This is a genomic window from Symbioplanes lichenis, assembly GCF_030709675.1.
Classification (GTDB): Bacteria; Actinomycetota; Actinomycetes; order Mycobacteriales; family Micromonosporaceae; genus Actinoplanes; species Actinoplanes lichenis.
In genome coordinates, this window is record NZ_JAUZQD010000016.1 from 90,332 (window position 1) to 108,618 (window position 18,287).

General features: G+C 72.6%; 16 protein-coding genes. 4 read left to right on the plus strand and 12 right to left on the minus strand.

Annotation, left to right across the window (positions count from 1 at the left end):
• Positions 1–58 precede the first annotated feature (58 nt).
• The 5 genes from RAN62_RS32895 to RAN62_RS32915 form a co-directional block, all read right to left on the minus strand.
• The gene (locus tag RAN62_RS32895) at positions 59–1,090 is read right to left on the minus strand and encodes an ABC transporter permease (protein WP_305788730.1); all 1,032 of its coding nucleotides are present in this window, start codon (positions 1,088–1,090) and stop codon (positions 59–61) included.
• A complete protein-coding gene (locus RAN62_RS32900) occupies positions 1,087–2,604 on the minus strand; it encodes a sugar ABC transporter ATP-binding protein (protein ID WP_305788731.1) in 1,518 nt (505 codons plus the stop codon). Before RAN62_RS32900 ends, RAN62_RS32895 begins: the two co-directional genes overlap by 4 nt.
• Positions 2,601–3,779: an ROK family transcriptional regulator gene (locus RAN62_RS32905; RefSeq protein WP_305788853.1), complete on the minus strand. Its 1,179-nt coding sequence runs from the start codon at positions 3,777–3,779 to the stop codon at positions 2,601–2,603. Before RAN62_RS32905 ends, RAN62_RS32900 begins: the two co-directional genes overlap by 4 nt.
• Positions 3,780–3,874: 95 nt before the next feature.
• The gene (locus RAN62_RS32910) at positions 3,875–5,107 is read right to left on the minus strand and encodes a hypothetical protein (protein WP_305788732.1); all 1,233 of its coding nucleotides are present in this window, start codon (positions 5,105–5,107) and stop codon (positions 3,875–3,877) included.
• 277 nt (positions 5,108–5,384) lie between these two features.
• The gene (locus RAN62_RS32915) at positions 5,385–6,515 is read right to left on the minus strand and encodes a YihY/virulence factor BrkB family protein (protein ID WP_305788733.1); all 1,131 of its coding nucleotides are present in this window, start codon (positions 6,513–6,515) and stop codon (positions 5,385–5,387) included.
• A gap of 212 nt (positions 6,516–6,727) precedes the next feature.
• On the opposite strand from RAN62_RS32915, the gene RAN62_RS32920 reads away from it, so the two are divergent.
• Positions 6,728–9,310, plus strand: a complete 2,583-nt coding sequence (locus RAN62_RS32920; protein ID WP_305788734.1) for a WD40 repeat domain-containing protein — start codon at positions 6,728–6,730, stop codon at positions 9,308–9,310.
• A gap of 344 nt (positions 9,311–9,654) precedes the next feature.
• Here the strand turns inward: RAN62_RS32920 and RAN62_RS32925 are convergent, their stop codons facing one another.
• From RAN62_RS32925 to RAN62_RS32955, 7 genes are read right to left on the minus strand one after another with little or no spacing between them, the layout of a single operon-like run.
• Positions 9,655–10,464: an ABC transporter permease gene (locus RAN62_RS32925; RefSeq protein WP_305788735.1), complete on the minus strand. Its 810-nt coding sequence runs from the start codon at positions 10,462–10,464 to the stop codon at positions 9,655–9,657.
• A gap of 10 nt (positions 10,465–10,474) precedes the next feature.
• A complete protein-coding gene (locus tag RAN62_RS32930; protein WP_305788736.1) occupies positions 10,475–11,227 on the minus strand; it encodes an ABC transporter permease in 753 nt (250 codons plus the stop codon).
• A 1-nt stretch (position 11,228) separates the two neighbouring features.
• On the minus strand, positions 11,229–12,149 hold the full coding sequence (locus tag RAN62_RS32935; protein ID WP_305788737.1) for an ABC transporter ATP-binding protein: 921 nt from the start codon (positions 12,147–12,149) through the stop codon (positions 11,229–11,231).
• Positions 12,150–12,182: 33 nt separating this feature from the next.
• Positions 12,183–12,704, minus strand: a complete 522-nt coding sequence (locus tag RAN62_RS32940) for a hypothetical protein (protein ID WP_305788738.1) — start codon at positions 12,702–12,704, stop codon at positions 12,183–12,185.
• Entirely contained in the window at positions 12,701–14,554 is a 1,854-nt protein-coding gene (gene dnaG / locus RAN62_RS32945; protein WP_305788739.1) for a DNA primase, read from the minus strand. The genes RAN62_RS32940 and dnaG overlap by 4 nt, the downstream gene beginning before the upstream one ends.
• A gap of 42 nt (positions 14,555–14,596) precedes the next feature.
• The gene (locus RAN62_RS32950; protein WP_305788740.1) at positions 14,597–15,802 is read right to left on the minus strand and encodes a deoxyguanosinetriphosphate triphosphohydrolase; all 1,206 of its coding nucleotides are present in this window, start codon (positions 15,800–15,802) and stop codon (positions 14,597–14,599) included.
• Between the two features lie 10 nt (positions 15,803–15,812).
• Positions 15,813–16,166: a VOC family protein gene (locus tag RAN62_RS32955; RefSeq protein WP_305788741.1), complete on the minus strand. Its 354-nt coding sequence runs from the start codon at positions 16,164–16,166 to the stop codon at positions 15,813–15,815.
• Positions 16,167–16,362: 196 nt separating this feature from the next.
• Here RAN62_RS32955 and RAN62_RS32960 point away from each other — a divergent pair, with 196 nt between their 5' ends.
• The 3 genes from RAN62_RS32960 to RAN62_RS32970 are packed head-to-tail and all read left to right on the plus strand — an operon-like array spanning position 16,363 to position 18,264.
• Positions 16,363–16,743, plus strand: coding sequence for a roadblock/LC7 domain-containing protein (locus tag RAN62_RS32960; RefSeq protein ID WP_305788742.1), 381 nt, complete (start codon positions 16,363–16,365; stop codon positions 16,741–16,743).
• 9 nt (positions 16,744–16,752) lie between these two features.
• Positions 16,753–17,772 carry a serine/threonine-protein kinase gene (locus RAN62_RS32965; RefSeq protein ID WP_305788743.1) on the plus strand — a complete coding sequence of 340 codons (1,020 nt, stop codon included), beginning with the start codon at positions 16,753–16,755 and terminating at the stop codon, positions 17,770–17,772.
• A 24-nt stretch (positions 17,773–17,796) separates the two neighbouring features.
• The gene (locus RAN62_RS32970; protein WP_305788744.1) at positions 17,797–18,264 is read left to right on the plus strand and encodes a roadblock/LC7 domain-containing protein; all 468 of its coding nucleotides are present in this window, start codon (positions 17,797–17,799) and stop codon (positions 18,262–18,264) included.
• Positions 18,265–18,287: the final 23 nt, after the last annotated feature.

Genomic DNA, 18,287 nt, shown 5'->3' on the forward strand with positions numbered 1-18,287 from the left:
TCTCCCAGGTTTCATCAGACGGCCGTCGCCGGTCGCCTGGATCTTGCATGGGGTGGGACTAACGCTTGAGCAGGTTGGTGAGCGATTGATAGCGGAACTGCTGGACGAGCACGGCGGCGACGATGATGCCGCCCTTGACCATGTTCTGAACCTCGGTGGAGAGGTTGTTGATCGCGAACAGGTTGGTGATGGTGGAGAACACCAGCACCCCGAAGAGGGCGCCGACGATGGTTCCGCGGCCGCCGCTGAGCAACGTGCCGCCGATGATCGCCGCAGCGATCGCGTCGAGCTCGTAGAGGTTCGCCATCGCCGCTTGGGCGCTGGTCGCCTGCGAGGTGAGCATGATCGCCGCGATGCCGCAGCACAGCCCGGAGAGCGCGTAGAGCAGCACGGTGTGCAGCCGCACGTTGATGCCGGCGAGCCGGGCCGCCTCGACGTTGCCGCCGATCGCCACCGTGCGCCGGCCGAAGGTGGTCCGGTTGAGCAGGACCCAGCCCGCCGCCACGACCAGGGCCAGGATGATCACGAGCACCGGGATGCCGAGGATCTCATTGCTGGCGATGTTGTTGATCGTCAGGTTCGAGGAGACCTGCGTCTGCTTGCCGGAGATCTGCGCGGCGAGACCGCGGGCGGCGACCATCATGGCGAGCGTGGCGATGAAGGGGACCAGGCGCCCGTACGAGATGAGGATGCCGTTGATCAGTCCGACCACGACGCCCACGAGCACCGCGGTGAAGATCATGCCGAGAGTGCCGTAGCTCTGGGTCGCCAAAGTGGTCGACCAGACGCCGGCGACCGCGACGATCGCGCCGACCGAGAGGTCGATGCCGCCGCCGATGATGACGAAGGTCATGCCGACCGTCACCACGCCGATCGCGGACGCCTGCTTGAGAATGGTCCAGATGTTGCCGCTGACCCAGCTCGCGTCGCCGTAGAGCTCCGGGCGGGTGATGATCCCGATGATCACCAGGATGATCAGTACGCCGACCAGGCCGAGATTGCGACGGAACGGCTCGGCCGCGTCGCCGGACCAGAAGGCTCGCTTCGGCGGGGCGGTCACGTGGGCAGCGGGAACTTTCGTATCGGTCATGCTGGTTCTCCCTCCAGCAGCGAGCCGGCCATCACCAGGTCGAGGACGGTGGCTTCGTCGATCTCGTCCGCGGGCGCTTCGTGGATCAGATGTCCCTCGCGCATGACCAGCACCCGGTCCGCGAGCCCGAGCACCTCCGGCACCTCGCTCGAGACCAGCAGCACGCCGACCCCGCCGGCCGCGAGATCGTGGATCACCTGATAGAGCTCGGCCCGCGCGCCGACGTCCACGCCGCGGGTCGGCTCGTCGAGCAGCAGCAGCCGGGTGCGGTCGAGCAGCCACCGGCCCACGACCACCTTCTGCTGGTTGCCGCCGGAAAGCGTGCGCACCGGGCGGCTCACGTCGCGGGGGCGCAGCTCGAGCCGGTCGGCCGTACGCTCGGCCGCCGCCCGCTCCTTGCCGGCGTCGGTGAAGCCCACGCGGGCGTAGCCGGGGAAGGACGACAACGTCATGTTGCGGTAGATCGGCTCGTCCAGGAGCAGCGCCTGGCTCTTGCGCTCCTCCGGCGCCATGCCCATGCCCGCGCGCACCGCGGCGCCGATGCTGCGGATCGGCTTGCCGCCGACCGTGACGGTCCCCGAGTCGGCCTGGCGGGCGCCGAAGATCGTCTCCAGCAGCTCGGAGCGGCCCGATCCGACCAGCCCGGCGATGCCCACGATCTCTCCGGCGCGTACGGTCAGCGCGGCGTCCGTGAACTCGCCCGCCCGCGTCAGCCCCTCGACCCGCAGCAACGGCTCGCCGTCGGAGCGGCCGACGCGCGGCGGGAAGACGTACTCGATGGTGCGTCCTGTCATCCGGCTGACCAGCTCGCGGGTCGGGGTCTCGCGCGCGGGGAGGTTGGCCGCGGTGGTGCGCCCGTCCTTGAGCACGGTCACCCGGTCGCCGATGTCGCGGATCTCCTCCATCCGGTGCGAGATGTAGATCACCGCTATGCCCTGCGCGGTCAGCTCGCGGATGATCCGGAAGAGGTTCTCGACCTCGTCGTGCGCGAGAACCGCACTCGGCTCGTCCATCACGATCAGTTTGGCGTCGTGCGAGAGGGCGCGGGCCATGCTGACGATCTGCTTGCCGGCGGCGGGCAGCGAGCGGACCATCCGGCGCGGCGGGATCTCGGCGTGCCCGAGCCGGGTCAGGATTTCCCGCGTACGCGCGGCGGTGCTGCGCCGCTTCAGGAAACCGCCGCGACTCTCCTCGTGGCCCAGGAACGCGTTCTCCGCGACCGACAGGTCCTCGACGAGATCCAGCTCCTGATAGATGGTCGCGATCCCGGCCCGCATCGCGGCCTGCGGGTTGCCCGGGGCGAAGGGCTCGTCGAGCCACGTGATGCTGCCCTCGTCGGCGTGGTGCACACCCGCGAGGATCTTGATCAGCGTGGACTTGCCGGCGCCGTTCTGGCCGAGGAGGCAGTGCACCTCGCCCTTGCGCACTTCCAGTTCCACCCCGTCCAGGGCCCGTACGCCGGGGAAGGTCTTGACGACGCCCTGCAGGCGGAGAACAACGTCGGAGTCGCTCATGACGCCTGCTCGAAGGCCGTGTCGCTGGCGAGGACCGCGGCGCCGGTGACGCCGGCGCGGGCGCCGAGCTCGCTGAGGACGACCGGGAGGTTGCCGGTGGCCAGCGGGAGAGAACGGCGATAGACGACGCTGCGGATCTCGGCCAGCAGGATGTGGCCCAGCTGCGCGAGCCCGCCCCCGATGACGATCATCGACGGGTTCGAGAAGCTGACCAGCGTGGCGAGCACCGCCCCGACCCGCCGCCCGCCGTCGCGGATGAGACGGATGCAGGTGACGTCCCCCTCGGCCGCGCCGTCGGCCACGTCGCGGGCCACCAGCGTGCCGTTGGCGGAGAGCCGCTCGGCGAGCGCCGGGGAGTCGCCGTTGCGCGCGGCGGCCAGCGCGTCGCGGGCCAGGGCCGCCCCGCTGAAGAGGGCCTCGAGACAGCCGGCGTTGCCGCAGGAGCAGACCGGGCCGTGCGAGTCGACCTGGATGTGGCCGATGTCGCCCGCGCAGCCGTCGACGCCCCGGTAGACCTCGCCGGCCAGGTGGATGCCGCAGCCGATGCCCGTACCGATCTTGACGAAGAGGAAGTCGTCGACCGAGTGGGCCACTCCCCCGTGCCGCTCGCCGATGGCCATGATGTTGACGTCGTTGTCCACCACGGCCGGGCAGCCCAGCTCGCGGGTGAGCAGCTCGCGCACCGGATAGCGGTCCCAGCCGGGCATGATCGGCGGCGACACCGGCACTCCGTCGCGGAAGCTGACCGGGCCGGGCACGCCGATCCCGACGGCGTCGAGCCGCTCGTAGGCGCCGTCGATCCGCGCCTTCTCCAGCAGCTCGTGGATGCGGTGCAGGATCGCCTTGGGGCCGCCCCGGATGTCGGTGCTCTCGCGATAGGCGGCGACGGGCTCGAGCCGGCCGTTGGTCACCTCGATGTCGATCGAGCTGGCGCCCAGGTCGACGGCGGCGAACCGGAGCCGGGGGTGCAGCTCGACCAGGGTGGACCGGCGCCCGCCGCGCGACGCGGCCATCCCCGCCTCGGCGATGAAGCCGGCGGCGACGAGCCGCTCGACCTCGGCCAGCAGCCGGGGCCGGGTCAGATCGAGGCGGTCGCCCAGCTCCGCGCGGGATATCGGGCCCTCGTCGCGCAACAGGCGCAACAGGCGTAGATGGGGGGCGTCGACGACATGCACGGGCACCTCCGGCCGTTCACACCGCCGCAACGGGACGGTGTCACGCCCGTCACACTAGGGCCCTTCCACCCCGCTGGTCCATAGCTTTGCATTGATCAACCGGAACTTTTGTCTTCTGAGTCAAAAGTAACCGGCGCATGGGCGGTGGCCCCGGCGAGAACATCGGGGACGGTGGAGTTGCGGTCGCGCTCGGCATAGGAGCGGCGTACGGCGGGGGGCTTGCCGGGCGTCTCGGTGCGCAGGTAGTCGCGGAGGCCGGGGTCGGGGATGACGTATCCGCCCGGGACTCGGCGCAGGAGGCGGCGGTCGACCGCTTCCTGGAGCAGCATGTCCTGTCGCCCCCGGCGCCGGAGTGCGGACAGCCAGGAGACGCGGGGCGGCGCCACGATCGACCGCAACGCCTCCTCGCATCCGGCCACGGCCTCCTGGTAGAGGTAGCTTGTGATCGCGCCGGCGTCACCGTCGGGCAGTTCCCGCACGGCGTCGGGCCGGCCGTAGATCAAGCCTTCCAGCAGCCCGAGCCGCCGGGGCGACCCCAGCACGTCGGCGCCGCCCGGGGCCCGATCGAGCCGGGCGACGAGGTCGGCGCAGCGGGCGACCTTCGAGTCCGCCTTGTCCTCGGCCAGCTGGGCCACGCCCGCCACCGACCGGCGCAGCCACGACCGGGCCTCCTCGGCGGCCACCGGCTCGAGCACGACGTGACAGGCGTCCAGCTCCGGCCCGAGCCGGGTCGCCTCGCGGTAGCGCACGGTGTCCGCCAGCACGACGAACCCGTCGGTGCTGCGGTTGAGGGCGGCGATGAGGGCTTCCACCCGTACGCGGGCCGCCTGCGCGGCGGTGATCGGACAGCTCGCCGCGTCCGGGGCCGGCTCGAAGACGTCGTCGAAGATCGGGAGGAGGTGACCGCCGCCGACCAGTTCGATCGCGGCGGGCCGGCCGACCACCGGCGCCACCTGCCGGACGAGGTGCTCACTGAGCGTCTCCCGGGCCGGTTCCCAGTCGTTCAGGCCGACGGGCACCGGGATCTTCTCCGCGGGAAGGTGCCGGCCCAGCAGGGTGAGCGCGGTCAACAGGCCCGCTGAAGTCTTGCCGGCCCCGGCTTCCCCGAGCACGACCAGGCGGCGCCGGGGCAGGTCGTCGAGCAGGCGCGGCAGGTCGCGGACCTCGCCGTCGTGGGCCGGGCGGGCGGGCGGACCGGGGCACTCCAGCTTGCGCCAGCGCACGGCGAGCACGGGTCCGTACAGGCCGTGGAAGGCCGCCTCGGCCCGCAGCCCGGGCAGCAGCGTGGCCGCAAGCTTGTCCGCCGTCGCGTCTTGTCGAGAAGTCACGCGAGACATCTACTCCGGCGGCGGCGGTCCGGATTGGTCCGCGCATGCGGGCTTGTCCCGCCCCGCCCGTGCGGCTACCGCCCGTGGCCGGTCGCGTGGACGGTCGCGTGGGGACAAAACGGACCGTCACGATGACCATCGGCGATCGTCGATCACCACGCAGTGTCACCGCTTTCGGCAACTGTCGGCCAAGCGACAGTGCGGCGATTCGTCCGTTCGCGCACATGGAGCGGCCCGCCCGGCGGGGTGCCGGACGGGCCGCTGACGTGGGCCTGGGTCAGTTCGTACTGAGACCCTTTTCGCTGCCCTTCTTGAGCTTGCGGTCGTCGCGCAGCTCGAGGAACGGCTCGTCCTCGGGGTCGTGCCCGGCGGCGATCGCCCGGCCGCGCTCCAGCTCGGCGTCGAGCTCCGCGCCGATCATGATCGCGATGTTGGAGATCCACAGCCAGACCAGGAAGGCGATGACACCACCCAGCGTGCCGTACGTCTTGTTGTAGTTGGCGAAGTTCGCCAGGTAGAGCGCGAACGCACCGGAGGCGACCACCCACAGGATCACGGCGAAGATGCCGCCCGGGCTGACCCAGCGGAAGCCGCCGGTCTTCGCGTTCGGCGAGGCCCAGTAGAGGATCGCGAACATCAGGCTGACCAGGATCACGAGCACCGGCCACTTGGCGATGTTCCAGGTCGTCACGGCCGCGGAGCCGAGGCCGATCTGGTCGCCGACCGCCTGCGCCAGGTCACCCGTGAAGACCACGATCATGGCCGAGATGATCAGCATGAGGCCGATGACCGCGGTGACGCCCACCCGGATGGGCAGCGTCTTCCAGATCGGCCGGCCCTCCGGCACGTCGTAGATCGCGTTCGAGGCCCGCATGAACGCCCCGATGTAGCCCGACGCCGACCAGAACGCCGCCACCAGACCGATGATCGCCGCGAAGCTCGCCGTCCCGGTGTCGCTGACCTGCCCCAGCACCTGGTTGGTCAGGTCCTGGATCTGGCTCGGCGCGATGTCGTTGATCGTGTCGGTCACCGTCTGCTTGCCGTCACTGCTGAGCAGCCCGAGCACGGACACCAGCACCAGCGCGCCGGGGAAGATCGACAGCACCCCGTAGTACGTCAGGGCCGCCGCCCAGTCGGTGATGTTGTCCTCGGAGAACTGCTTGAAGGTCCGCTTGAGCGCCCCGAGGATGCCCTTGCCCTTCAGCTGTGCCGGGTTGTCCGGCCCGGCGTCCGGCGAGGGCGCGCTCAGGTCGCGGTCCTTGCTCTCCGCGGTCTTGCTGGTGGCCGCGGCGTCGACGTCGTAGCCGTGCTTGCCGGCGTCCCGCTCGCCCGCCGCCCGGGCGCCTCGCGCCGCGTCAGCGTTCTCGTCATGGCCGGATTCGTGATCCGACTTGCCCAGCAGTTTCATAACGGGATTCCCTCCGGGCGCTCCGCACCTCTCGCACGAGATCCGCCGGCCTGCCCGGCCGCCGCGGACCACATCTGAGGAGGTGATGCCCGCCATATCGCCGCTTCTAACCTCTTGCATCACGACAACATCCAGCAAACGCACAGGTGAGCCGCCATCCGCGCGGGCGTGCGGGCCGGACAGCGTGGCGCGTTCGCACTATCTTGGCGGCCATGTCGGACGAGTCCGGATGGGTCGAAGACTCCACGCGGCCACCACACCTTCTTCTGCGTACGCGGCTGGGCACCCTGCGGCCGGAGACGATCCGGACCGCGTCGGCGAACGGCCGGGAGCTGCTGGTCTTCGCCGGCGTCGATGACGAGGCCCTGCCGGTGCGGTTCGTCGAGCTCGACAGCGGGGTTCTGCTGCCCGACCGGTCGCTGCTGCACAGCGCCGAGCTCGCCGCGCTCGGGCCGGGCGCGGGACGGGCACTGCTCGCCACGGTGACGGGCAACGGCACGGTGGCGGTGCGGGACGCGCGTACCGGCGTGCCGGTCGGGCCGGCGATCGCGGGCTTGCCTTCGCCCCGAGGGGTGACGACCTTCATGGCCGGTGGGCGCGAGCTCGTGGCTGTGATCGCGTCGGGCCGGGTCCGAAGCTGGGACGTCGGCGACGGGTCACAGGTCGCGGGGCAGGACTTCGGCGGGGTGGCGCTGGTTGTCCACGGGGAGCGCCTGCTGGCGGCGGAAGGGACCGGGCTGGTGCGCGACGTGCTCACCGGCGAGTCCTCCGGGGAGCCGGTGTCCGCCGACGGCCCGATCGTGGCGGCCGTCGTGCACCGCGACCGCGTGCTTGTCGTCTCGGCCGGCGCGACCGTACGCGTCTGGAGCATGGAGACCGGCCGTGAGGTGACGCTCCCGGAGCTGTGGCCCGCCGATCGACCCGGCGAGAACCAACTGCACCGGCTGGCGCTCGCCGCCTGGGGCGACGGCCTGGCCGCAGCGGTCACGTGGCGGACACCGGCCGGCGCCGACCGGAGCGAGCTGTGGGTGCCGGGTGACGGCGGGCCCCGCCTGTCCCCGCTGCCCGATGGTGACGCGGTCGCCGTGCTGGCGTGGGAGGGACAACTCGTCACCGCGGTGGCCGGGCCCGGCAGCGCGCTGACCGTCTCGGGTGCGTCGTCCCCCTTCTTCGGAGGGCCGGTCCGCTCGTTCGGCGGATGGGCGCGACGTGGCGGCCGCATGCTGGCCGTGCTCACCGGCGAACCGGCTTCCACCAGCGGAACCGGTCCCACCGGCAGGGCCACCGGCGGGACCGGGCTCACCGGCGGCGAACCCGCGATGCTCTACGACATCGAGACAGGCCTGCCGTACGCCCGGCTCCCGCTGCCCGCCGACGGCACGGACGGACCGCTGGAGATCGTGCTCGACGGCGGCGGGTTCCGGGTGCGGGACTCGTTCACGGGCCGGGAGCTGCTGCGCCGCGACGGGCAGGACGACGCCGCCTCGGTCGCCGTCACCGCGGCCGCGATCCGCGACACCGACGACGACGCGCTGCTGGCCACCGGGGGCGCCGACGGTTCCGTACGCGTCTGGAAGGTCTCGGCCCGCGAACCGGCCGGCGGCCCGTGGTCAGGACACACCGGCCCGGTCACCGCCGTGGCCGTGACCCGGTGGCGCGGCCGGCAGGCGGTGGTGTCCGCCGACGGCTCGGGAACGGTTCGCACCTGGCTCGTCGACGGGCCGGTGCGCCACGCCGGGCACCCGGACGAGGTCACCGCGGTCGCGGGCGGGTTCCTCGGCGGGCGGGCGGTCTTCGCGTCCGGCGGGCGGGACGGCACCATCCGCTTCTGGGACCCGGTCACCGCCGCCGGGGCCGCCGAGCCGATCCGCTGCGGGCCGGTCACCGGGCTGGTCTTCGCCGGGGACATCCTGGTCTCCGCCGACGAGGACGGGACGGTGCAGCGCTGGAAGCCCGCGACGGGCGAGCCCCTCGCGCGCCGGGAGCCCGCGACGGGCGAGCCCCTCGCGCGCCGGGAGCCCGCGACGGGCGAGCCCCTCGCGCGCCGGGAGCCCGCGACCGGCGAGCGTCTCGGCGCGCCCCTGACCGGGTCCGGCCGGGTGGCGAGCGCCGAGTTCGACGGCCGCACCCTGGTGGCCGCCGTCGCCGGCGCCCGGCTGCAGGTGTGGGACGCCGTGACCGGGACACCGTTCACCACGATCGCGCTGCCGGAACCGGCCAAGTTGCAGGATCTCGCCGCCGACGGCGGACGGCTGCTGGCCCTGACGGTGGGCCCGCCCGACAAGACGCTGTTCCCGGAGGCCGCCGGCTTCGACAGCGAGCAGCTCACGCTCTGGGACGTGACCGCCGCCGAGCCGGTGCTGCGGATGCTGACCGGCGACGACGGCGGGCATGGCGCGTTCGGCCGGGTCGGCGGCCGGCTGGTGGCCGCCCACGGCGTCGACGCCCGCAAGAACGCCGCGCACGGCGAGGGAGTCTGGCCGGAGGAGACCGGCGACATCTACCTGCGGGACGTCGCGACCGGCGAGCTGCGCGCGAGTTTCCGGCCCGACGCCGGCTTCAACCAGCAGCTGCTGCTGACCCGCGCCGGCGACCGCGACCTCGTCCTGGTGGCGGCCGACAGCGCCGTGCAGATCCGGGACGCGACAACCGGCAACACGGTGGCGCCACCGATGCTCAGTGCCACCGGCACCTTCACGTGCGTCGCCGCGATCGAGGAGAACGGCCACACCTACGCCGCCGCCGGTGACGCCGCCGGAACGGTGCGAATCTGGGAGCTCACGCCGCACCCCTGACCGCAGCCGGTGCCGCCCCCGGGAGCCGGCGGGCAGCGAGCCAGCGAGCGAGGTGCCGCAGCCCGGGAGGCAGCGGGCCGGGAGCCAGCGGGCCGGGAGGCAGCGGGCCCGGAGGCAGCGGGCCGGGAGGCAGCGGGCCGGGAGCCAGCGGGCCGGGAGGCAGCGGGCCCGGAGGCAGCGGGCCGGGAGGCAGCGGGCCGGGAGCCAGCGGGCCGGGAGGCAGCGGGCCCGGAGGCAGCGGGCCGGGAGGCAGCGGGCCCGGAGCCAGCGGGCCGGGAGGCAGCGGGCCCGGAGCCAGCGGGCCGAAACCGGCTGAGGGGCTGCGGGCCGGGGCGGCGGCCCGGTCAGCTCAGCAGCAGCTTGCCCATCCGGCGCCCCGCCGCCACGAGACCCAGCGCCAGCAGAACGAGCAGGTAGAGCACGTCGATGACATTGGTCCAGGTCACGCCGCCCAGGGTGAGGGCGCGGATCAGGTGCACCGCGCGGTAGAGCGGCGTCACCTCGACCACCCACTGCAGGACGGCCGGATAGGCGGTGGCGGGGACGAACGTGCCCGAGAAGAGGAACAGGGCGAACTGCACCGAGGAGATCAGGTCGAAGTCCTGCCAGCTCTTCATGAACGTGGACAGGGCCATGCCCAGCGCCCCGAAGGTGAAGCCGACGAGGACCGTGGCGGCGAGGGCGGCCAGGGCCCGGGCCGGGGTGGTGAGGTCCATGGCGATCATCAGGGCGAGGAAGGCCGCCGCGTAGATCGTGCCGCGGAGCATGGCCCAGACCAGCTCGCCCAGGGCGATCTCGATCGGGCGGACCGGGGTGGCGAGGATGCCGTCGTAGAGCTTCTGGTATTTCATCTTGCCGAAGAAGTTGAAGGTCGTCTCGGCGAGCGCCCCGGTCATCGCCGAGGACGCGAGCATGGCCGGGGCCACGAACTCGGCGTAGCGGACCACGCGCCCGTCGGCCAGGGTCAGGTCGCCGATCAGCGCGCCCACGCCGACGCCGATGGAGAGCAGATAGAGCACCGGCTCGAGCAGCCCGCTGGCCACCACGATCCAGTAGGCGCCGCGCAGGGTCGCCACGTTGCGCTCGATCATCGTGGCCGAGCGCCGGGCGGGGCCGCCGGGTGCCAGCAGCCGGGGCAGAACCAGGGACACCATCAGGAGCTCCTCAGACCACGAGCCGGCGGGTGAACTGGCGCAGCGCGAGCCAGCGGCCGCCCGCCGCCCACAGCACCAGATAGAGCACGTGGGCCAGGGCCGGCCACGCGGGCGCCACGCCGAGGGTCGCCGCGCGGCTCAGGTCGACGGCGTGCCAGAGCGGGAAGGCATAGGCGATCCACTCCAGCGCCGCGGGCAGCGACTCCACCGGGAAGAACACGCCGGAGAACAACGTCATCGGGATCATGCCGACCCGGAACAGGATCGACAGGTAGCTCTCCGAGCTGACGGCGGCCGCATAGGCGAACGACGGGGTCGCCACGGCCAGCCCGGCCAGCGCCGCGACCGGCAGCGTGGTGAGGGCCAGCCACGAGTGCAGCGTGCCGAAGGCGGCGGCGATCGCCAGGAAGGCGCCGGCGCTCATCAGCACCCGCACGACCACGAACAGCAGGTTGCCGTCGAGGATGTCGCGCACCCGGGGCGGGGCGGCGGCCTGGGCGAAGTAGCGCTTGTTCCAGTCGAAGCTGCCGAACACCGGCCAGGTGGCGTCGCCGATCGCCACCTGCACCGCCGTCGACGCAATCAGACCGGGCACCATCCAGTCCAGATAGGGCACGCCCTCGACGCCGCCCGTCACATAGGCCCCGACGCCCACGCCGAAGCCGAGCATGGTGAGCAGCGGCAGCACGAACGACGAGACCACGCTCGACCGCCACACCCGCAGGTACGCCACCCAGTGGTACTCCAGGATCGCCAGCGTCATGTCAGTCCACCAGCGTCCGGCCGGTCAGGTGCAGGAAGACGTCCTCCAGGCTGCTGCGGCGCACGAGCACCCCGGCCGGGGCGAGCGCCCGCCGCTGGACCTCGGCCACCGCCTCGTCGCCGTCGGCGGCATAGACCAGCACCCGGTCGGGCAGCACCTCGACCCGCTCGCCCACGCCCGTCAGCTTGGCCGCGAAGGGCTCCTGCGACTCGGCCGCGAAGCGCAGCTCGACCACCTCGCGCGTCGAATAGCGCTCGATCAGCGCGCGCGGCGAACCCTCGGCGACGATCCGGCCGCCGTCCATCACCACGAGCCGGTCGCAGAGCTGCTCGGCCTCGTCCATGTAGTGCGTGGTCAGCACCAGCGTCACGCCCTGCTGCTTGAGCCGGAACAGCCGCTCCCACACCAGGTGCCGGGCCTGTGGGTCGAGCCCGGTGGTCGGCTCGTCGAGCAGCACGATCTCCGGCTCGTTGACCAGCGCCCGGGCGATCGTGAGCCGGCGTTTCATGCCGCCCGACAGCGGCTCGACCTTGGCGTCGGCCCGCTCGCTCAGCTGCACGAAATCGAGCAGCTCGTCGGCCCGGCGCCGGGCCACCTTGCGCGGGATGCCGAAGAACCGGGCATAGGTCGTCAGATTTTCCCGGACGCTCAGCTCGGCGTCGAGGTTGTCGAGCTGCGGGCACACGCCCAGCCGGGCCCGGATGGCCGGCCCGTCGCGGCGCGGGTCGAGGCCGAGGATGCTCAGCTCGCCGTCGCTGGGCGGCGAGACACAGCCGATCATGCGCATGGTGGAGCTCTTCCCGGCCCCGTTGGGACCGAGGAACCCGAACGCCTCCCCGGCGCGCACCTCGACGTCGATGCCGTCGACCGCGGTGAAGTCGCCGAACCGTTTGACCAGCCCACGAGCCCGAATGAGTGCCACCCGCCGAACCTAGCCAAGGGGTGTGACAAAAACTCAGGCCGGCGGAGCGGTGGCCTCCCGCGCGGACGCCACGAGCTGGTCGGTCGCCTCGACGACCGGCTCGGCGTCGGTGGCGGTGCGCGCGTCGTAGCGCACCGACCACGACAGCCCGTCCACCCCGCTGACCCGGCGCGCGACCACGCGGACGCCGCCGTTGGGCGGGAGCGGATGATGCGACGTGTACGCGACCGAGCGCGTGACCCGCGTGCGTACGTGATCGGGCAATTCCCCCGGCTCGAGCAGGAGGTAGCCGGTCACCGGCCCGTCCACCAGCACGTCGTAGCCCGGCCGCTCCTCCGCGACCACGGCCGGCGTGACGTGCAGCTCACGACCCGACCATGTCGCCTTGTGGATCTCGTGCCAGCCGAGGAACCCGCCGGGCAGCCACAGGCCCCGGTTGGTCGCGACCACCACCTGCTCGCCGGCGAGGGCAGCCCACGCGAGCACCCGCTCCTCGGACGTCAGGGGCGGCCGCTTGTCGGCGGGCAGCTTCGGGCGGCGGCGGAAAATGCTCACAGGGCACCTGCTGCCTGGTCACGCAGCGCGCGGGCGTGCTGCTCCAGCGAGAAGAGCTCGCCGGCGAGGGCGAGGTATTCGTCCTTGTGCGCGACCGGGTTGAGCCGCTGCACCTTCGACTTGAGGTCCTTGATCCGGGTGGTCACCGAGCCCACCTGGAGCCGGGCGAGGGTGATCTGGACGTAGCGCAGGTCCGGCTCGCCGCCGTCCACATAGACCTCCTCGACCGCCAGCTCCCCGATGAGCGCCTTGCCGCCCAGATCGTCGCATGCGTCACGGACCGCCTCGATCCACACCACGCCGCCGACCGCGCTCGCCGTCCCCCCGGCGGTCGCGATGGCTTGACGCACGGCGCGCAGCACCGGGTCGGCGTAGGCCTCGACCTCGATCGCGTCGAACATCGGCCCCGCCAGCACCGGATATTGCAGAGCCAGCTTGAGGGTCTCCCGCTCCACCCGCCGTTGCGGGCTGTCGGACTGCCGGCGCTGCGTGGCCTGCGGAGCGTCGGGCGCCGACGCCTGCGCCACGGCCCGCTGCACCGGCTCCAGGTCCATGCCGAGGTCACCGGCGAGCTTCCGGGCGTACTCCGGGCGCTTCTCCCGGTCTTTGATCTTGGCCACGAGCGGCGCGGCGCGGCGCATGGCCTCGACCCGGCCCTCGACGGTGTCCAGGTCGAAGCGCGCGATCGTGTGCCGCAGCGCGAAGTCGACCAGCGGCTCACGCCCGGCGATCATGTCGCGCACGGCCAGGTCGCCGCGGGCCAGGCGCAGCTCGCACGGGTCCATGTTGCCGGGCGAGACCGCGATGAAGGTACGCCCGACGAAGCGCTGATCCTCCTCGAACGCCCGCAGCGCCGCCTTCTGCCCGGCCGCGTCCCCGTCGAACGTGTAGATGATCTCGCCGGTGAAGCTGTCGCTGTCCATGAGCAGGCGGCGCAGCACCCCGATGTGATCGACGCCGAACGCCGTCCCGCAGGTGGCCACGGCCGTGGGCTCGCCGGCCTCGTGGCAGGCCATCACGTCGGTGTAGCCCTCGACGATCACCGCCCGGCCGCGCTTGGCGATCTCGCGCTTGGCGTGGTCGATGCCGTAGAGCACGTGCGACTTCTTGTAGAGCGGCGACTCGGGCGTGTTGAGGTATTTCGGGCCGTCGTCGTCGTCGAACAGCTTGCGCGCCCCGAAGCCGATCACCTCGCCGGTCAGGTCGCGGATCGGCCACAGCAGCCGCCGCCGGAAGCGGTCGATCAGCGAGCCGGAGCGGGCCTCCTTCGACAGCCCGCCGGTGATCAGCTCCTCCCGGCTGAAGCCCTTCTGCAGCAGGTGCTTGCTCAGGTGGTCCCACGCGTCGGGGGCGAAGCCGCAGCCGTAGCGCTCGGCGGCGTCACGCCCGAAGCCGCGCTGCGCGAGGAACTCGCGGGCCTTGCGCGCACCGGCCTTGCTCAGCTGGTCGCGATAGAAGTCGGCGGCCGCCGCGTGGGCCAGCAGCAGCCGCTGCTTCTGCCCCGCCTGGTGCTGCCGCTGCTGGCCGCCGTTGCGGTTGACGTCCTCCTCGTAACGCAGCTGGATGCCGGCCTTGGCCGCCAGCCGCTCCAGCGCCTCCACGAACGTCAGGTGCTCGGCGTCCATCAGGAACTTGATCGCGTCGCCGCCGGCGCCGCAGCCGAAGCAGAAATAGACGTTGCGGGCGGGCGCGACGTTGAACGACGGGCTCTTCTCGTCGTGGAAGGGGCACAACCCCTTGAGGTTGCCGCCGCCCGCCGAGCGCAGCGTCACTGTCTCGCTGATGATGTCCGCGATCGAGGTCCGGTCGCGGACCAGCGCGATGTCCTCGTCCTTGACCCTGCCCGCCACCGCTACATACTGCCTCGCGACCCCGGCGGGTCGCCACGAGGGTCAGCCCACATGCTCCCGGTGCCACGCGACCGCGGCGGGGTCGGTCAGCGAGGCGACCTGGTCCACGACCACGCGCAGCCGCGCCGCGTCGTCGGCGGCTGTGTCCCACATCTCCGCGAACATCGGGTCGAGCGCGCCGGGCGCCCGGTCGCACAGCGCAGCGACGAGTGTGGTGAGGATCTCGCGCTGCCGCTCGTAGCGCTGCGCGGCGCCGTCGGCCCGCATCACGTAGCGCAACGCCATGCCCTTGAGCAGGGCGCACTGATTACGGACCGTACGCGGCACGACGAGATCGGCGGCGTACCGGCGCATGGGCTCGGTGCCGTAGCGGCTGGTCGTGGCGCCGACCGCCGAGGCGACGAACCGGCCGGTCAGCACGCTCGTCATCCGCTTGAGGGCGATCTGGGCCCCCGTCGTCCCGTCGTAGCCGGCCGTCGCCCGGACGAGCTCGTCGGCGAGCAGCAGGTCCAGGGCCTCCCGCAGCAGATCGGGCGTCTCGTCGGAGTAGGTGGCGGCCACGTCGGCGCACAGCTCGGCCCGCTCGTCCGCGTCGGCCAGCAGCGGGCCGAGGCGCAGGTAGCCGCCGTGGATGCCGTCCTCGACGTCGTGCACCGAGTAGGCGACGTCGTCCGCCCAGTCCATGACCTGCGCCTCAAGGCACTTGCGCTCGCCCGCGGGGGCCGTGGCGCGCAGCCACGTGAAAACCGGGAGGTCGTCGGCGTACACCCCGAACTTGCGGCTGGAGACCCGCCGCTGCCAGGGGTATTTGCTGCACGCGTCGAGCGACGCCCGGGTCAGGTTGAGGCCGGCCCCCGGGACCTTCGCCTCGAGCCGGGTCAGCACCCGCAGCGTCTGCGCGTTGCCCTCGAAGCCGCCGCACGGCCGGGCGACCGCGTCGAGCGCGTCCTCGCCGTTGTGCCCGAAGGGCGGGTGGCCGAGATCATGGGCGAGACCGGCGACGTCGACCACATCGGGGTCGCAGCCGAGCCGGGCGCCCATCTCGCGGGAGATCTGCGCGACCTCCAGCGAGTGGGTGAGCCGGGTCCGCAGGAAGTCGTCGGACCCGGCCGTGTGCACCTGGGTCTTGGCGGCGAGCCGGCGGAACCCGGCGGAGTGCAGGACCCGGGCCCGATCGCGCTCGAACTGGGTGCGCCCGTAGCCGCTGTCCTTCGCGGGCTCGGGCACCCAGCGCGCGGCGTCGCTCATGATCCCAACACTAGGGCTTGCGCGAGGACAGCACGCAGAACTCGTTGCCTTCGGGGTCGGCCAGCACCACCCAGCCGACGTCGTGCTGGCCGATGTCCGCCGGGCGCGCGCCCATGTCGACCAGCCGCTCGACCTCGGACTCCTGGTCCTCCGGGCGCAGGTCGATGTGCAGCCTGTTCTTGACCGCCTTGGCGTCGGGCACCGTCACGAACAGCAGCCCGGGCAGCGCGTCGGGAGCGCGCCGGATCTCCACCTCGCCGGGCTCCTCGTGAACGATCCGGTAGCCCAGGGCCTCCGCCCACCAGCGGGCGAGCCGGGCGGGATCCTCCGCGTCGACGACGACCTGTTCCCAGGTGCTTGGCATAGGGCACAACCTCCATCGAAAGTGACGATCATGTTACGCGCGGACGGCCTTCAGTGGTACGAACCGCATCGAGGGACATGACGCACACACAGTCCGACGCGAGATCACAGCGTGGCCGCAGGATGGCCCATTGTGACGGCGGGGCGAGCAAGATCCCGCCGGCGTTTTCACCGACGAGCCTCGGCTGAGGAGTGACGTGCCCGGGGTCGAGAACTGTCTGCAGGAGGCCATGGCGATCCCCGGCGCGATCGGGGCCAGCATCGTCGACTACACCACCGGCTTCCCGGTCGCGACGACCGGGGCCGCACCCAACGAGGACCACGAGGCCGCGGCGGCCGGCACCGCGGACGTCGTCCAGGCGGCGCAGAGCCGCTCGCTGTTCGTCTCGGCGGTCCCGCACGACCTGCTCGAGGACCTGATCATCACGACCGCGGGGGGCTACCACCTGCTGCGGCTCGTCCGGACCGACTTCGACAGCCGGCTGGTGCTCTACGTGTGGCTGGACCGGCTGCGCGGCAACCTCGCCGTGGCCCGCCGCCGCATGCAGACGCTGGCCGACGAACTCACGACCCGATAGGAGCTCACCGTGCCCCCCGCCGTCGCCCCCTCGCGCCTGCTCAAGCAGGCCGCCGACGACGGACGGACCGGCGCCCTCCTGGTCGGCGGGGCGCCGGGCGGCACGGTCTATCTGGTGCGGGGCGCGGTCACGTACGCCGAGTCGGCCGCCGCCCCGGGCGTCGGCGAGCTGCTGACCGTCTCCGGGCGGCTGGCGGCGCGGACGTGGGAGGCCGCCCTGGAGGCGGGCGCCGGGCGCGGCGCGGTGGGTCACCTGCTCTACGAACAGGGTCACCTCACGCAGGGCGAGCTGGAGCTGTGCGTGCTCGGGGCGACCTACGACGCGGCGTACTTCGCGCTGGGCCGGCCCGACGCCCCGGCCGAGTTCCGCGACGACGTGCGGCACTGGCTGGGCGATGTGGTCCGCATCGACCCCGGCGCCCTGACCCGTGAGTCGCGGCGGCGGACCAAGCTCGTCGAGGACATCTTCCCGCAGCCCGGGCTCGACACCGCACCGGTGATCCCGGTCACCCGGGCGCCCCGGGAGCGGGTGAGCATGACCGCCGCGCAATGGGAGCTGCTCGTGCACGCCGACGGGCAGCGCACGCCCGCGGACCTGGCCCAGCTGCTCGGACGGGCCGGCTACGCGACCGTGCTCGAGCTGCGCCGGATGGCGGCACTCGGCCTGATCGAGGCGCCTCCGCCCGCGACTCCGGACAACCCCGATTTCGTACGCCTCCCGCGCGCGCACGGCGAGGCGGTGAACCGTGTCCGTCCCGCCGTGCCGGCCGCGTCGGAGGCGCCGACCGTACCCATCGTGCCCTCCGGCGCCTCTCCCCCCGCCCCCGCTCCTGCCGCAGTCGCTGTGGTGCCGGCTCAGGTGACCGTGGCATCGGCTCCCGAGGCTCCGGCCCGCCCGCCCAAGCTGGCGCGGCGAAAACCCGGGGCGCGGCTGCCCAAGGAGATCGCCGCCGAGCCGCCCGAGCCGCATCCCGGCGCCGACGAGGTCCTGCTGAAACGCATCCGTACGGCCCTGCGAGCCCTGCGATGACGCTGCTGAGAGGAGAGTTTCGCGATGACGGTGGACCAGGCGGTCCTGGCCGAGCTCGCCAACCTGCGCCACCGGCTGCCCGAGCTGTCCGGCAGTGTCCTCGCCACCACCGACGGCATGGTGGTGGCCCACGACGCGCACGGGATCGAACCCGACAGCCTGGCCGCCCTCGCCGCCGCGCACCTGGCCCTCGCCCGGCGCTTCGCCCACGCCGTCAACCACGGCGAGCTCCGCGAGTCGGTGGTCGAGTGCGACGGCGGCTACATCACCTCCTACACCGCGGGGCCCAACGCCCTGCTCACCCTCGTCACCTCCGGCGACGCCAACCTCGCGATGGTTCACCTCGAGGCCCGCCGCGCCGTGCGCCGGCTCGCGCGGGTGCTCGTCCTGGAGCCCGCCGCGCCCGTCCGGCCGGAGATCCCCGCCCAGCCCGGGCCCCTCGCCCGGCGCACCCCCATGGCCACCCTGCAGAACGCGATCCGGGGCCACTGAGCCCCTCGTCTGGAAACCGGAAG

What these genes read in the sequence shown, in the direction of transcription:
- RAN62_RS32895 (WP_305788730.1), bottom strand. Translation starts at nt 1,090, where the DNA reads ATGACCGATACGAAAGTTCCCGCTGCCCACGTGACCGCCCCGCCGAAG.
- RAN62_RS32900 (WP_305788731.1), bottom strand. Translation starts at nt 2,604, where the DNA reads ATGAGCGACTCCGACGTTGTTCTCCGCCTGCAGGGCGTCGTCAAGACC.
- RAN62_RS32915 (WP_305788733.1), bottom strand. Translation starts at nt 6,515, where the DNA reads ATGAAACTGCTGGGCAAGTCGGATCACGAATCCGGCCATGACGAGAAC.
- RAN62_RS32920 (WP_305788734.1), top strand. Translation starts at nt 6,728, where the DNA reads ATGTCGGACGAGTCCGGATGGGTCGAAGACTCCACGCGGCCACCACAC.
- RAN62_RS32925 (WP_305788735.1), bottom strand. Translation starts at nt 10,464, where the DNA reads ATGGTGTCCCTGGTTCTGCCCCGGCTGCTGGCACCCGGCGGCCCCGCC.
- RAN62_RS32930 (WP_305788736.1), bottom strand. Translation starts at nt 11,227, where the DNA reads ATGACGCTGGCGATCCTGGAGTACCACTGGGTGGCGTACCTGCGGGTG.
- RAN62_RS32950 (WP_305788740.1), bottom strand. Translation starts at nt 15,802, where the DNA reads ATGAGCGACGCCGCGCGCTGGGTGCCCGAGCCCGCGAAGGACAGCGGC.
- RAN62_RS32955 (WP_305788741.1), bottom strand. Translation starts at nt 16,166, where the DNA reads ATGCCAAGCACCTGGGAACAGGTCGTCGTCGACGCGGAGGATCCCGCC.
- RAN62_RS32970 (WP_305788744.1), top strand. Translation starts at nt 17,797, where the DNA reads ATGACGGTGGACCAGGCGGTCCTGGCCGAGCTCGCCAACCTGCGCCAC.